Source organism: Micromonospora yasonensis (assembly GCF_026013475.1).
GTDB lineage: Bacteria > Actinomycetota > Actinomycetes > Mycobacteriales > Micromonosporaceae > Micromonospora > Micromonospora yasonensis.
Genome location: NZ_JAPDPH010000027.1, coordinates 1 through 14,221, shown reverse-complemented (window position 1 = coordinate 14,221; position 14,221 = coordinate 1). Strand labels below are relative to the sequence as shown.

Here is a 14,221-nt window from a genome sequence, read left to right as displayed (position 1 = left end):
GGTTACCCGGCTCATCGCCGTTCGAACCACGCAGCCGCGTCCACCGGCAGGACGTGCCCGTCGCCCTGCTCGGTGAGATCGGCGCTGGCGGCGATCGGCCGGCCGTAGCCGGTCACCGTCGCCGCCGCGCCGCTGATGTTGACCACACAGGTCAGCTCGGCGTCCCCGGCGGTACGGCGGAACGCCAGCAACCCCGGCTCGGTCTCCAGCCAGGTGATGCCGTCGAGTCCGGCCAGCGCGGGGTGCTCGTGGCGGATCCGCAGCGCGGTCCGATAGAGCTCCAGCGTGGAACCGGGCACGCCGGCCTGGGTGGCCACCGAGAGGGCTCGCCAGGTCGCCGGGGCCGGCAGCCAGCTCAGTTCGCTGCCCGCCGGGCCGAAGCCGTACGGGGCCAGCTCGCCGCTCCACGGGATCGGCACCCGGCAGCCGTCCCGGCTCTCCCCGGTACGCAAGAACGCCGGGTCCTGGCGCAGCTCGTCCGGGAGGTCCAGCACCTCCGGCAGGCCCAGCTCCTCGCCCTGGTAGAGGTACGCGCAGCCGGGCAGGGCGAGCATCAGCAGAGCGGCGGCCCGGGCCCGGCGCAGCCCGGCCTCGCCGTCGCCGTACCGGGTGACGTGTCGCTGCCGGTCGTGGTTGGAGAGCACCCACGTGGTCGGGGCGCCGACGATGGTCGACTCGGCCAACGCCGTGTCGATCACCTTGCGGAACGAGTCGGCCGACCAGGTGGCGTCGAGGAAGTCGAAGCTGAACGCCTGGTGCAGCTCGTCCGGGCCGATGTAGCGGGCCAGCCGCTGCGGGGTCTCCGCCCAGGCCTCGGCCACCGCCATCCGCCCGCCCGGGTAGCTGTCCAGGATCGGCCGCCAGGTGCGGTAGATGTCGTGCACCTCGTCCTGGTCGAAGTAGGGCAGCTTGCCCTTGCCCAGCAGCTCCGACTGGCGCTGGCCGGTGGTCATCGAGTTGAAGCCGACGTCCGGCAGCCCCTCGGCCTTGATCATCCCGTGCGCCACGTCGATCCGGAAACCGTCCACGCCCCGATCCAGCCAGAACCGCAGGATGTCGTGGAACTCGGTGCGTACCTCGGGGTGGCGCCAGTTCAGGTCGGGCTGGGCCGGGTCGAACAGGTGCAGGTACCACTGGCCGTCATCGATCCGGGTCCAGGCGGGGCCGCCGAAGATGCTCTCCCAGTCGTTCGGCGGCAGCTCGCCCTGCTCGCCCTTGCCCTCGGCGAACAGGTAGCGCTCGCGCTCCGCAGAGCCCCGGCCGGCGGCGAGGGCCGCCTGGAACCACGGATGCGCGCTGGAGGTGTGGTTGGGCACCAGGTCGACGATGATCCGCAGGCCGAGCGCGTGCGCGTCGGTGATCATCGCGTCGAAGTCGGCGAGGTTGCCGAAGAGCGGGTCGACGTCCCGGTAGTCGGCCACGTCGTAGCCGGCGTCGATCTGCGGCGAGGTGTAGAAGGGGGTCAGCCAGAGCGCGTCCACGCCCAGCTCGCGCAGGTACGGCAGGCGCTGCCGGATGCCCTCGAGGTCGCCGACGCCGTCCCCGTTCGCGTCCGCGAAGCTGCGGACGTACACCTGGTAGACGACCGCGGATCGCCACCAGTCGTCGTCGGAGGTCAGCGGCGTCGGGTCGGTGGCGGCGGTCATCGGTGACGATCCCCGTTCTCTGCAAGGGACTGCGGCACCCCGCGGGTAACCGGGTGACGGGCGCGGGGCGTCTGAGCAGAATGCCGCCGAGCGCTGCAAGAGTCAAGCATTTCTTGCGCAAGGAATGACGGTGATCACGCCCGCTCGCTGGACGGTGAGCAGCCGGTGGCGCGGCGGTGGTCAGGCCGGAATGGCGAGCGAGGGCGGTGCCGGGCGCTGCCGGTTCGGGCTGCCGCCCGGGGCGGGCCCGGCCTGGCGGGCCACCGCCGTGGAGCCGCGCACCACCAGTTCCGGGCGGAACAGGTACTCGGAGTGCGGGGCGGCGTGCCCGTTGATCTCGTCGACCAGGGCCCGGACCGCGGCCACCGCCATGGCGGCGACCGGCTGGCGCATGGTGGTCAGCGGCGGGTCGGTGAAGGCCATCAGCGGAGAGTCGTCGTACCCGACCACGGAGACGTCGGCGGGGACGGCGAGGCCGCGCTGGCGGGCGGCCCGGATCGCGCCGAGGGCCATCAGGTCGGAGCCGCAGACGATGCCGGTCACGCCGCGCTCGATCAGCCGGTTGGCGGCCGCCTCGCCACCCTCGACGCCGAAGAGCGAGAGCTCGGCCAACTCGCCGACCTCGGCCTCGGTCGGGTCGACCAGGCGGGTCATCGCGGCCCGGAAGCCGGCCACCCGGCGCTGCACCGGCACGAAGCGGTCCGGGCCGGTGATCAGGCCGATCCGCCGGTGGCCGAGCGCGACCAGGTGCGCGACGGCCAGTTCGGTCGCCTCGCCGTCGTCGCAGGAGACGAAAGGCGCCGCGATGCCGGGCGCGTACCCGTTGATCATGACGATCGGCAGCGGGCGGGCGATCAGCGCGCGGTACCGGTCGTGGTTGGCGGCGGTGTCGGCGTGCAGGCCGGAGACGAAGACGATCCCGGACACCTGCCGGTCCAGCAGCATCTCGACGTACTCGTCCTCGGTGACCCCGCCGGGGGTCTGGGTGCAGAGCACCGGGGTGAAGCCGCTCTGCGCCAGCGTCGACTCGATGACCTGGGCGAAGGCCGGGAAGATCGGGTTGTCCAGCTCGGGTACGACCAGGCCGACCAGGCCCGCGCTGCGCTTGCGCAGCCGGGCGGGGCGCTCGTAGCCGAGCACATCGAGGGCGGTCAGGACGGCCTGCCGGGTCTCGGGGGCCACTCCGGGGCGGTCGTTGAGCACCCGCGACACCGTGGCCTCGCTGACTTCGGCCTGTTGGGCGATGTCGGACAGTCGAGCGCGCATGGCGGCACTTTAGCTCAACGGCAAAGTCTTGCGTACACTCCTGCAAGCCCTTCCATTCTCTGCAACCCCTTGCTAACGTCCCCGCAACATGCGAGAGCAGCGGCGCGGCACCGCGGCGCCGGTCAGTAAGAGATTTCAGAGGTTTCCACTGGCGGGCCGCCCTTCCCCCGGCGGGCCGCCATGACGACAGGAGTACCGATGCGCATCCGTACCGCGGGTGTGGTCGCTGTCCTCGGCCTGGCGCTCGCCGCGTCCGGCTGTGGCAACAGTGGCAGCGACAAGCCGGCCGCCAAGGAGTCCGCCAAGGCGACCGGCGGCAAGCTGGTCATCTGGGCCGACGACAAGCGGACCGCGGCCCTGAAGCCGTTCGCCGAGGAGTTCGGCAAGGAGAACGGGGTGACCGTCGAGGTCCAGGCCGTCTCCAAGGACCTGCAGACCAACTTCGTCACCGCCTCGCAGCAGGGCAGCGGCCCGGATGTCGTGGTCGGCGCGCACGACTGGATCGGCAACCTGGTCCAGAACGGCGCCATCGACCCGGTGCAGCTCGCCGCCGAGCAGAAGAGCGCGTTCAACGAGGTCGCGGTCAAGGCCGTGACCTTCAACGGCCAGCTCTACGGCGTCCCCTACGCCACCGAGAACGTCGCGCTGATCCGCAACACCGAGCTGGCCCCCGAGGCGCCGAAGACGATCGAGGAGCTGGTCCAGACCGGCAAGAAGCTCAAGGCTGAGAAGAAGGCCAGCGAGATCCTCTGCCTCCAGTCCGGCCAGAACGGCGACGCCTACCACATCTACCCGCTGTACACCTCCGGCGGCGGCTACCTGTTCGGCACCGCGGCCAACGGCGACTACGACCCGAAGGACCTGGGCGTGGGCAAGCCGGAGTCGATCGCGGCCTTCCAGAAGATCGCGAAGCTCGGTGAGAAGGGCGAGGGCGCGCTGAAGCGCTCCATCACCGGCGAGAACTCCATCGCCACCTTCACCAGCAAGAAGTGCGCCTTCCTGGTCTCCGGCCCGTGGGCCATCGCCGACGCCAAGAAGGCCAACATCAAGTACGACATCTCCCCGGTCCCCGGCTTCGCCGGCGGCAAGGAGGCCCAGCCGTTCGTGGGCGTCCAGGCGTTCTACGTCGCCGCCAAGGCCAAGAACAAGGCCCTGGCCCAGGAGTTCGTCACCAACTACGTGACCAAGCCCGAGCTGGCCGTCGCGCTGTACAAGGCCGAGCCGCGCCCGCCGGCGCTGACCGCCGCCTTCGACCAGGTCAAGGGCGAGGACCCGGACCTGGCCAAGTTCCAGGAGGCCGGTAAGAACGGCCAGGTGCTCCCGGCGATCCCGGCCATGGCCGCGATCTGGGACCCGTTCGGCAAGGCGGAGGCCGCCATCATCGGTGGCGCCGACCCGGCCAAGACGATCACCGCCGCTGGCAAGACCATCGCGGGTCAGATCAAGTAATGAGCACGTCGCCGTCCGGCCCGGGGTCTGCCACGCAGGCCCCGGGCCGGGAGCCCGTTCGCCGCGGGCTCCCGCGCATCTCCCGTAGCGCGCGGAACCACGCGCCGATCACCGCGACCGGGCTCGTGGTCAAGGTGATCCTGCTCGGCCTGGTTGTCGGGATCGCGATCTGGGCGGCGTTCCCGCTCATCGAGGCCGAACACTGGGTCGGACTGGGCATCCTCGCGGTCACCACCGCCGGCCTGTTCTACCTCTACCTCAGCCGGCGGCACATCCCGGCCAAGTACCTGGTTCCCGGCACGCTCTTCCTGCTCGCCTTCCAGGTCTTCCCGGTGCTCTACACCGCGAGCACCGCCTTCACGAACTTCGGCGACGGCCACCGCGGCAGCAAGGACGACGCGATCGTCGCCATCCAGACCGCCTCGGTGAAGCAGATCCCCGGCTCCGCCGAGTACTCCCTCTCCGTCGCCACCAAGGGCGACCCGGCGACCGGTCCCCTGGTCTTCCTGCTCAGCGACCCGAAGACCAAGGAGGTCTCCGCCGGTGACGCGGGCGGGCTGCGCCGGATCGACGCGAGCCAGGTGACGGTCAGCCCGACCGGCAAGGTGACCGCCGCCGACGGCTACACCGTGCTCAACTTCGGTCAGGCCAGCGTCCGGAGCAAGGAGATCACCGACCTGGTGGTGCCCACCTCCGGCGGCGCGGTCCGGTCCAACGGCCTGTCGCGCGCCTACGAGGGCAAGGCCGTCCGGGCGTACGACGCCGGCTGCGACTGCATCAAGGACAGCGAGAGCGGCAAGACCTGGACCGCCGACGAGAAGGCCGGCTCCTTCGTCGCCGCTGACGGCGAGCGGCTCACCCAGGGCTGGCAGGTCAACGTCGGGCTGAAGAACTTCAGCCGGGTGCTCACCGACCCCAAGATCTCCGGGCCGTTCTTCGGCACCCTGGCCTGGAACTTCGCTTTCGCGATCGGCTCGACCGGCTTGACCTTCCTGCTCGGCATGGCCATCGCGCTCGCCCTGCACTCGCCCCGGATGAAGGGCACCAACCTCTACCGGGTGCTGCTGATCCTGCCGTACGCCATGCCGTCGTTCGCGATGCTGCTGGTCTGGCGGGACATGTTCAACACCGACTTCGGCCTGGTCAACAACCTGTTCGGACTGGGCGTCGACTGGTTCGGCCAGACCTGGTCCGCCCGGTTGGCGGTGCTGCTGGTGCAGCTCTGGCTGGGCTACCCGTACATGTTCCTGGTGGCCACCGGCGCGCTCCAGGCGATCCCGGGCGAGCTGACCGAGGCCACCTCGGTCGACGGGGCGACGCCGTGGCAGTCGTTCCGAGCGGTCACCCTGCCGCTGCTGCTGGTCGCGCTCTCGCCGCTGCTGATCGCGTCGTTCGCGTACAACTTCAACAACGCCAACGCGATCCTGCTGACCACCGAGGGTGGACCGTTCGCGCCGGACAACCCGACCAACGGCGCGACCGACCTGCTGATCACCTACACCTACCGGCTGGCCTTCGGCGCCCAGGGCGCCGAGTACGGCATGGCCGCCGCGGTCTCGATCTTCATCTTCGCGATCGTGGCCACGGTGTCGGCGATCAGCTTCTCGCGGACCCGCAAGCAGGAGGAGGTGTACTCGTGACCACCTACGCGGACGCCCCGGTCGCCAACCGCAACTCGGCCGGGAAGTCGAGGAGCCGCTGGTTCGCCCAGGTGGGCTGGCGGCACCTCGTCGGGGTGCTGGCCGTCGCGTTCAGCCTCTTCCCGATCCTGTTCGTGATCTCGGCGGCGCTGAACCCGCTCGGCACGCTCTCCTCGACCGAGCTGCTGCCGACCGGTGCCTCGGTCGAGAACTTCAGCAACCTCTTCCAGAAGACCGCCTTCGCCCACTGGTTCCTCAACTCGCTGCTGCTGGCGGGCGTGGCCAGCTTCGCGTCGATCTTCCTGTCGTCGCTCGCGGCGTACGCGTTCTCCCGGATGCGCTTCGCCGGCCGCCGGGTCGGCCTGCTCACGCTGCTGCTGATCCAGATGTTCCCGCAGTTCCTGGCCATCGTGGCGATCTTCCTGATCTTCACGACGATCACCGACCTGTACCCGGCGATCGGCTTCAACACCCCGTGGGGCCTGTTCCTGCTCTACATGGGTGGCGCGCTGGGCGCGAACACCTGGCTGATGAAGGGCTTCTTCGACACCCTGCCGAAGGAACTGGACGAGTCGGCGACCATGGACGGCGCCTCGCACCCCCAGGTGTTCTTCCGGATCATGCTGCCGCTGGTGGCGCCGATCCTGGCGGTGACCGGGCTGCTCGCCTTCATCGGCGCGATCAACGAGTTCCTCATCGCCAACGTGTTCCTCACCAACACCGAGTCGAAGACCCTCGCGGTCGGCATGTTCGGCCTGGTGGCCGGCGAGCGCAACAACAACTTCGGGATGTTCGCGGCGGGCACCCTGCTCACCGCCATCCCGACGGTGCTGGTGTTCCAACTGCTCCAGCGCTACATCGTCTCCGGCTTGACCGCCGGAGCTGTCAAAGGCTGAGCCTCCTCGGCTCACGCTGCGGCAAGGGCGTCGTGTCGGCGTACACCGGAGCGGTTTCCGGGCGGACCGCCGCGGTCGGGTGACCGGCCGCGGCGGGTGCCCGCCCCTCTCCCTGTCCGAACGACGCGAAAGGCGTGTCCATGTCTCTCCAGCCGCACCACGACGGATCCGCCACCTACGTACCCGAGCAGGAGCCGGCGCTCGGGCAGACCGTGCCGGTCTTCGTCCGGGTGCCGGCCGGCGCCGACGTCCGCCAGGTGCACGTCCGGACCACCGGCGACGGCGAGCCGCGCTTCGCCGAGGCCGTCGTGGACCGCACCGAGGGCGGTGACGTGTGGTGGCGGGCCGACGTCGAGGTCCGCAACCCGGTCAGCAACTACCGCTTCCTGCTCGAGGGCGGCACGGGCTACCGCTGGCTCAACGCCGCCGGCCTGGTCGACCACGACGTGCCGGACAACGGCGACTTCAAGCTGGTCAGCTACGCACCACCGCCGGCCTGGGCCCGGGACGCGGTGATCTACCAGATCTTCCCGGACCGGTTCGCCCGCTCGGCCGCCGCCACCGGCCGGACCGCCCCGGACTGGGCCATCCCCTGCGACTGGGACACCCCGGTGATCGGGCGTGGCCCGGAGACGCCGCGCCAGTTCTACGGCGGCGACCTGGACGGCGTCACCGAACACCTGGACCACCTGGACCGGCTCGGGGTGAACACCGTCTACCTCACCCCGATCTTCCCGGCCCGCTCCAACCACCGGTACGACGCGGCCAGCTTCGACACCGTCGACCCGCTGCTCGGCGGGGACGCCGCCCTGGCCCGGCTCGCCGACGCGGTGCACACCCGGGGCTGGCGGCTGCTCGGCGACATCACCAGCAACCACACCGGCGACGCGCACGAGTGGTTCACGCGGGCCGTCGCGGACGTGCACGCGCCGGAGCGGGAGCTGTACTACTTCGACCTGGCCGGCGGGGATTACGAGTCGTGGAACGGGGTCAAGTCGCTGCCGAAGCTCAACTGGGGCAGCGCGGAGCTGCGCCGGCGCTTCGCCACCGCCGAGGACTCGCTGCTGCGCCGCTGGCTGCGCCCGCCGTACGGGTTGGACGGCTGGCGGGTCGACGTGGCGAACATGACCGGCCGGCGGGGGGCGGACGCGTACACCCACGAGGTGGCGCGGCTGCTGCGCGAGGTGGTCGCCGACACCCGGGCCGACGGGCTGCTGCTCGCCGAGCACGGCCACGACCACACCGGTGACCTGGACCGGGACGGCTGGCACGGCACCATGAACTACGTCGGCTTCACCGACCCGGTCTGGTCCTGGCTGCGCCGGGGTGAGCAGCCGGTGCCGAACTTCCTCGGCACGCCGGGCGGGGTCCGGGGGCGGGACGCGGGCGCCATGCTGGCCACGATGAACACCTACCGGTCGCTGATCTCCTGGCGGTCGTACGTGCACTCATGGCAGCTGCTCGGGTCGCACGACTCGGCCCGGATCCGGACCGTGGTCGGCGACGCCGCGCGGCAGGAGGTGGCGGCGGGACTGCTCGCCACCATGCCGGGCACGCCGGTGGTCTTCGCCGGGGACGAGCTGGGGCTGACCGGCACCAACGGCGAGGGCTCGCGTACCCCGATGCCGTGGCACCGGCCGGAGAGCTGGGACCGGCGGACGTTCGACGCGTACCGGTCGCTGCTGGCGCTGCGGCGCGCCGAGCCGGCGCTGCGGCAGGGTGGCCTGCGCTGGGTGCACGCGGACGCGGACACCCTGGTCTTCCTCCGCGAGGCGCCCACCGGCACGGTGCTGGTGCTGGCCCGCCGCGCGGCCGGTACCCCGGTCCGCCTGGCCGGCCTGCCGGCCGGGGAGAACGTGTACGGCGGCGCCCCGGCGCTGCGTCCCGACGCTGGCGGTGCGGTCACCCTCCCCGCCGACGGCCCCACCTTCCAGGTCTGGCGCCTCGCCTGAGGTGAAAGGAGGGGCCCCCGGTTAACGCATCCGGTGGTAAAGGGGCCCCTTCTTAACCAGCCCGGCGCACCAAAGCGCGGACGCCGGCGAGGTAGCTGGCGCGGTCGGGGGAGCCGGTGAGGATGCGCTGCATGAAGTAGCCGGGGACCAGGCCGAACAGGGCCGCCCCGACCGCCTCCGGGTCGGCGTCCGGGGGGAGCTCGCCCGCGTCCCGGGCCCGCCTGGCGATCGCCACGAAATGCTTGCGGAAGCCGGCGTACGTCGCCGCGACGAATTCGGCGAGCGCCGGATCCCGCTGCGCCTCGCTCCACACCTGGATCGCCAGCCGCAGGATGCCGTCCGGGCCGGTCTGCGCGTCGACGTACGCCAGCGCCCGATCCAGCGTCTCGGCCAGCGGCAGGGGCGGGTCGGCGGCCGCCAGCTCGGCGAAGACGGTCTCCGCGCCGCCGATCACGGACTGGGCGATCGCCGTGATCAGGTCGTTCTTGCTCGGGAAGTAGCGGTAGACCGCGCCGACCGAGAGCCCGGCCTCGGCGATCACGTCCTGCATCGACGTGTTGTGGAAGCCGTCGCGCAGGAAGCAGCGGCGCGCGGCATCGAGGATCTGCCGCCGCCGGGCCGCCAGGTGTTCGTCCGATACGCGTGGCACGCCGCACAGTGTAAAGCGAACGTTCGTTCTTGACTCGGGAGCGGATCGGGCGCAGTCTCCATTTAAAGAGAATGAGCGTTCGTTTTAGGAGGCGCTGATGTCGTCCCGGATCCGATCTCCCTGGTCGCTCGCCGTCCTGCTGGCCGTCCTGGCGGTCGGCGCGCAGGCGCTGCTCGTGCCGCTCTTCGCGGCCCCGGTGGCCCACCTCGCGCCGCGCGACCTGCCGGTCGCCGTCGCCGGGCCGCCCCCGGCGGCCAGCCAGCTCGCCGGCCGGCTCGCCGCCGCCCGCCCCGGCGCGTTCGCCGTGACCACCCTCCCCGACGCCGCAGCCGCCGACCGGGCGCTGCGCGACCGGGAGGTGTACGCGGCCTTCGTCGCCGGCCCGGACGGCGTCACGCTGCACACCGCCCCGGCGGCCAGCCCGACCGTGGCGGCGCTGCTCACCGAGGCGTCGGCCCAGCTCTCCGCCGGCCGTCCGGTGCCGGTGGTGCAGGTCGTCCCGGCCGACCCGGACGACCCGCGCGGCAGCGGTTTCGCCGCCGGTTTCCTGCCGCTCGCGCTGACCAGCATGCTGGCCGGGGCGCTGCTGGTCATGCTCGTCGCCCGCCGGAGCGCCCGGCTGGTGGGGTTGGTCGGCTACGCCGTCCTGGCCGGCCTGGTCGGCGCGGCGGTCCTGCACGGCTGGCTCGGCATCCTGGGTGGCTCCGGCTGGCGCGAGGCGGGTGCCATGGCACTGTTCGCGCTGGCCGCCGCGAGCACCGTGGCCGGCCTCGGAGGGCTGTTCGGCGGCCCCGGCATCGGGCTCGGCGCGCTGCTGGTCTTCCTGGTCGGCAACCCGCTGTCCGCGGTCGGCGCCGCGCCCGAGCTGCTGCCACAGCCGTGGGGGACGGTCGGGCAGTTCCTGCCGGTCGGGGCCGGCGGCACGCTGCTCCGCTCGGCCGCGTTCTTCGACGGGGCGGGCGCATCCCGGGCCCTCGCGGTGCTGACCGGCTACGCGGCACTCGGCCTGGCCCTGGTGCTGGTGGGGCGGTTCCGGCCGGCGGCCGCCCCGGCGGTCGACCGCCGGCAGCCGGCGGAGGTCACGGTATGACGGCGGCTCGCCGGGCCGTCTACTACGAACCGTCGTTGATAGGGGAGGATGGCCGCCATGGAAGCTCTTCGGTTGATCCTCCTCTACGTCCACCTGATCGGATTCGCCCTGCTGCTCGGCGGCGGGATCGCCCAGTACCTCAGCGGTCGCCTGCGGATCAACGCGGCCATGCTCTGGGGCGCGGTCATCCAGGTGCTCACCGGGCTCGGGCTGTCCGCACCGCTGCGCGACCCGGACGACGAGCCGGCACCGGCGAAACTTGTTACCAAGTTGGTAATCGCCCTGCTGATCTTCGTCATGGTCTTCTTCTCCCGTAAGCGGGCGTCCGTCAACCGCGGCCACTTCCTTGCGATAATCGGGTTGACCCTGCTCAACGCGGCTGTCGCGGTCTTCTGGCGGTAGGTTTGCGGGCAGCGGAAGCGCCCGGGAAAACGGACGTTCGCGGCACCTCTCCGGAGGGCTGCCGGCACGACAAGTGATGTGCCCCACGCGAGGGTTACGTAGGGGTAACGGACGCTCAACAGTCGTGCACGATTGTCGGCCGGTGGGTGGGCGCGGGCGTACGCTCCCGTCCGTAACGTGGGACGCCGGCGGCACACCGCAGGCCGGCGAAAGGGCTGCCACCGCCACGACGCGGTGGCAATGGGAAGGAGACGTCTTGCGCTCTGTGCGTGGGATGCGGATCGCCTCCGCCATCGTGGCGGGTGGCCTGGTGCTTGGTGCCGCCGCGTGTGGTGAGGCCCCCAAGGACGAGAAGAACGCCGGCGGCACCGGCGGCAAGAAGTTCAGCGCCTGCATGGTGACCGACGTCGGTGGCATCGACGACAAGTCCTTCAACACCTCGGCCTGGAAGGGCCTGCAGGAGGCGAAGGCGGCCAACGACAACATCGAGATCAAGAACGTCCAGTCGAAGGCCGAGGCGGACTACGAGGTCAACCTGACCGGGTTCGTCAACCAGAAGTGCGACTTCATCCTGGCGGTCGGCGGCCTGATGTCCGACGCCACCAAGAAGGCCGCGCAGGCGAACCCGAACCAGCAGTTCGCGATCGTCGACTCGAACCCGGGTGTGGACAACATCTACCCGATGCAGTTCGACACCGCTCAGGCCGCCTTCCAGGCCGGTTACCTGGCCGCCGGCATGAGCAAGACCGGCAAGGTCGGCACCTACGGCGGCCTGCCGATCCCGCCGGTGACCATCTTCATGGACGGCTTCGCCGACGGCGTGGCGTACTACAACAAGGCCAAGGGCAAGAACGTCCAGGTCATCGGTTGGGACAAGGCGACCCAGAAGGGTTCCTTCACCAACGACTTTGTCAAGCAGGACGAGGGCAAGAAGGTCTCCGACGCGCTGGTCGCCCAGGGCGCGGACGTCATCATGCCGGTCGCCGGTGGCTCGGGCCTCGGCACCACCGCCGCTGCCCAGGCGAACGGCAAGTACTCGGTGATCTGGGTGGACGTCGACGGCTGCGAGAGCACCCCGAACTGCCCGGCGCTGGTGACGACCGTGGTCAAGAACATCCCGGACGCCGTCAAGGAGGCCGTGCTCAAGGCCGCTGGTGGCGAGAAGCTCCAGGCCAAGCCGGGCTTCGTCGGCACCCTGGCCAACAACGGCGTCTCGATCGCCCCGTACCACGACTTCGACAGCAAGGTCCCCGCGGACCTGAAGGCCGAGGTCGACAAGATCAAGGCGGACATCGCCGCCGGCACCATCACGGTCACCTCGAAGGCCCAGCCGACCAAGTGACCGATCCGCCGGTCGCCGCGCTGGAACCATCGGCGGGGGCCGGCGGGCATCAGGTGTGACGATCCGGCCGCCTCGGCGTACGCGGGGAACACCCCGCGCTGCCGGGGCGGCCGGTTCCACCTGCATCCCCCACTGACCCCACCCGGCGCGGTGGCCGGCGGGCAGCCGCTACGCTGCACCATCGCTCGCACTCCAGGAGGTTGCGCTGAGACTCGAACTGCGCGGCATCACCAAACGGTTCGGTGATCTGGTCGCCAACGACCACATCGATCTGACGGTGGAGCCTGGAGAGATTCATGCCCTGCTCGGCGAGAACGGCGCCGGCAAGTCGACCCTGATGAACGTGCTCTACGGGCTCTACCAGCCCGACGAGGGCGAGATCCTGGTCGACGGCAAGCCGCTGAAGCTGAAGGGCCCGTCGGACGCCATCGCAGCCGGGATCGGCATGGTGCACCAGCACTTCATGCTGGTGCCGGTCTTCACCGTGGCCGAGAACGTCATGCTCGGCGCCGAGCAGGTCAAGGGGGGCTTCACCGGCTTCCTCGACCGCCGCCGGGCCCGCCGGGAGGTCGCCGAGGTCTCCGAGCGGTACAACCTCCGGGTCGACCCGGACGCGGTGATCGAGGACCTGCCGGTCGGCATCCAGCAGCGGGTGGAGATCGTCAAGGCGCTCACCCGCGACGTCGACCTGCTGATCCTCGACGAGCCGACGGCCGTGCTGACGCCGCAGGAGACCGAGGAACTGCTCACGGTCATGCGGTCGCTCAAGGCCGCCGGCAAGTCGATCGTCTTCATCACCCACAAGCTGGGTGAGGTGAAGGCGATCGCCGACCGGATCACCGTGATCCGGCGCGGCAAGACCGTTGGCACCGCCTCGCCCGAGGCCAGCCGGGACGAGTTGGCCGCGCTGATGGTGGGCCGCAGCGTCCGGCTGACGGTGGACAAGAAGCCGGCCACCCCCGGCAAGCCGATCCTGGAGATCGCCGGCCTGGTCGTCGACGACGACCGGCAGGTACGCGCGGTCGACGGCGTCGACCTGACCGTGCACGCCGGTGAGGTGCTCGGCGTCGCCGGGGTGCAGGGCAACGGGCAGACCGAGCTGATCGAGGCGATCATGGGCCTGCGGCCGACGCTCGCCGGCACGATCACGCTGGACGGCGAGGCCGTGCACGGCTGGCCCACCAAGAAGGTGCTCCGCGCCGGCGTCGGCTACGTGCCGGAGGACCGCAGCGTCGACGGCCTGGTCAAGGAGTTCTCCGTCGCGGAGAACCTGGTCCTGGACATCTACGACCGGCCGCCCTTCGGCAAGGGCCTGTCGCTGAAGCCGGACGCCATCGCGAAGTCGGCCAAGGAGCGGATCGAGCAGTTCGACATCCGTACCTCCTCCGCGGACGCCGCGGTCGGCACCCTCTCCGGCGGCAACCAGCAGAAGGTGATCGTGGCTCGGGAGCTGTCCCGGCCGCTGAAGCTCTTCATCGCCGCCCAGCCGACCCGGGGTGTCGACGTCGGCTCGATCGAGTTCATCCACAGCCGGGTCATCCGCGAGCGGGACATCGGCACCGCCGTCATGGTCGTCTCCAGCGAGCTGGACGAGGTCATCGGCCTGGCCGACCGGATCGCCGTGATGTACCGCGGCCGGATCATCGGCGTGGTCGGCCCGGACACCCCGCGCGAGGAGATCGGCCTGCTGATGGCTGGCGTCACCCCGGACACCGCCACCACGACCAACGGCACCTCCGGTACGCCCGGCGACAGTGCGACCGCTCCCAAGGGCCCTGGCAACGAGGACAAGGCATGACGAACCCGAACCCGGTGTCGGGCTCCCCGGACAAGGAGCCGGCGACCGAGGCGCAGGAGGCGCGGAGCGAGGCGCGGGCGAACCCGGCCGC

At 70.9% G+C, this 14,221-nt stretch carries 11 protein-coding genes; 8 read left to right on the top strand and 3 right to left on the bottom strand.

Features of this window, described 5'->3' with window-relative positions:
- Window positions 1-11: 11 nt before the first annotated feature.
- Window positions 12-1,646, bottom strand: a complete 1,635-nt coding sequence (locus ONA70_RS08670) for a glycoside hydrolase family 13 protein (RefSeq protein ID WP_265005826.1) — start codon at window positions 1,644-1,646, stop codon at window positions 12-14.
- A gap of 180 nt (window positions 1,647-1,826) precedes the next feature.
- Window positions 1,827-2,912 (bottom strand): LacI family DNA-binding transcriptional regulator, encoded by a 1,086-nt coding sequence (locus ONA70_RS08665; protein ID WP_265005825.1) that lies wholly within the window; start codon window positions 2,910-2,912, stop codon window positions 1,827-1,829.
- Between the two features lie 198 nt (window positions 2,913-3,110).
- Here ONA70_RS08665 and ONA70_RS08660 point away from each other — a divergent pair, with 198 nt between their 5' ends.
- The 4 genes from ONA70_RS08660 (at window position 3,111) to ONA70_RS08645 (ending at window position 8,849) form a co-directional block, all read left to right on the top strand.
- Window positions 3,111-4,361 (top strand): sugar ABC transporter substrate-binding protein, encoded by a 1,251-nt coding sequence (locus ONA70_RS08660; protein WP_265005824.1) that lies wholly within the window; start codon window positions 3,111-3,113, stop codon window positions 4,359-4,361.
- Entirely contained in the window at window positions 4,361-6,001 is a 1,641-nt protein-coding gene (locus ONA70_RS08655; RefSeq protein WP_265005823.1) for an ABC transporter permease subunit, read from the top strand. The genes ONA70_RS08660 and ONA70_RS08655 overlap by 1 nt, the downstream gene beginning before the upstream one ends.
- Window positions 5,998-6,897 carry a sugar ABC transporter permease gene (locus tag ONA70_RS08650; RefSeq protein WP_265005822.1) on the top strand — a complete coding sequence of 300 codons (900 nt, stop codon included), beginning with the start codon at window positions 5,998-6,000 and terminating at the stop codon, window positions 6,895-6,897. The genes ONA70_RS08655 and ONA70_RS08650 overlap by 4 nt, the downstream gene beginning before the upstream one ends.
- A 140-nt stretch (window positions 6,898-7,037) precedes the next feature.
- A complete protein-coding gene (locus tag ONA70_RS08645) occupies window positions 7,038-8,849 on the top strand; it encodes a glycoside hydrolase family 13 protein (protein ID WP_265005821.1) in 1,812 nt (603 codons plus the stop codon).
- 52 nt (window positions 8,850-8,901) lie between these two features.
- Here ONA70_RS08645 and ONA70_RS08640 read toward each other — a convergent pair whose 3' ends face one another.
- The gene (locus ONA70_RS08640; protein ID WP_265005820.1) at window positions 8,902-9,498 is read right to left on the bottom strand and encodes a TetR/AcrR family transcriptional regulator; all 597 of its coding nucleotides are present in this window, start codon (window positions 9,496-9,498) and stop codon (window positions 8,902-8,904) included.
- A gap of 97 nt (window positions 9,499-9,595) precedes the next feature.
- Here ONA70_RS08640 and ONA70_RS08635 point away from each other — a divergent pair, with 97 nt between their 5' ends.
- From ONA70_RS08635 to ONA70_RS08620, 4 genes are all read left to right on the top strand, one after another.
- Window positions 9,596-10,588 (top strand): hypothetical protein, encoded by a 993-nt coding sequence (locus tag ONA70_RS08635; RefSeq protein WP_265005819.1) that lies wholly within the window; start codon window positions 9,596-9,598, stop codon window positions 10,586-10,588.
- A gap of 57 nt (window positions 10,589-10,645) precedes the next feature.
- On the top strand, window positions 10,646-10,990 hold the full coding sequence (locus ONA70_RS08630; protein WP_265005818.1) for a hypothetical protein: 345 nt from the start codon (window positions 10,646-10,648) through the stop codon (window positions 10,988-10,990).
- A 274-nt stretch (window positions 10,991-11,264) separates the two neighbouring features.
- Entirely contained in the window at window positions 11,265-12,332 is a 1,068-nt protein-coding gene (locus ONA70_RS08625; RefSeq protein ID WP_265005860.1) for a BMP family lipoprotein, read from the top strand.
- A 205-nt stretch (window positions 12,333-12,537) separates the two neighbouring features.
- A complete protein-coding gene (locus tag ONA70_RS08620) occupies window positions 12,538-14,130 on the top strand; it encodes an ABC transporter ATP-binding protein (RefSeq protein ID WP_265005859.1) in 1,593 nt (530 codons plus the stop codon).
- Window positions 14,131-14,221: the final 91 nt, after the last annotated feature.

Bases quoted from the DNA above. Each gene is read 5' to 3' on its own strand.
- ONA70_RS08660 (WP_265005824.1), top strand. From the start codon at position 3,111: ATGCGCATCCGTACCGCGGGTGTGGTCGCTGTCCTCGGCCTGGCGCTC.
- ONA70_RS08635 (WP_265005819.1), top strand. From the start codon at position 9,596: ATGTCGTCCCGGATCCGATCTCCCTGGTCGCTCGCCGTCCTGCTGGCC.
- ONA70_RS08625 (WP_265005860.1), top strand. From the start codon at position 11,265: ATGCGGATCGCCTCCGCCATCGTGGCGGGTGGCCTGGTGCTTGGTGCC.
- ONA70_RS08645 (WP_265005821.1), top strand. From the start codon at position 7,038: ATGTCTCTCCAGCCGCACCACGACGGATCCGCCACCTACGTACCCGAG.
- ONA70_RS08665 (WP_265005825.1), bottom strand. From the start codon at position 2,912: ATGCGCGCTCGACTGTCCGACATCGCCCAACAGGCCGAAGTCAGCGAG.
- ONA70_RS08670 (WP_265005826.1), bottom strand. From the start codon at position 1,646: ATGACCGCCGCCACCGACCCGACGCCGCTGACCTCCGACGACGACTGG.
- ONA70_RS08630 (WP_265005818.1), top strand. From the start codon at position 10,646: ATGGAAGCTCTTCGGTTGATCCTCCTCTACGTCCACCTGATCGGATTC.
- ONA70_RS08655 (WP_265005823.1), top strand. From the start codon at position 4,361: ATGAGCACGTCGCCGTCCGGCCCGGGGTCTGCCACGCAGGCCCCGGGC.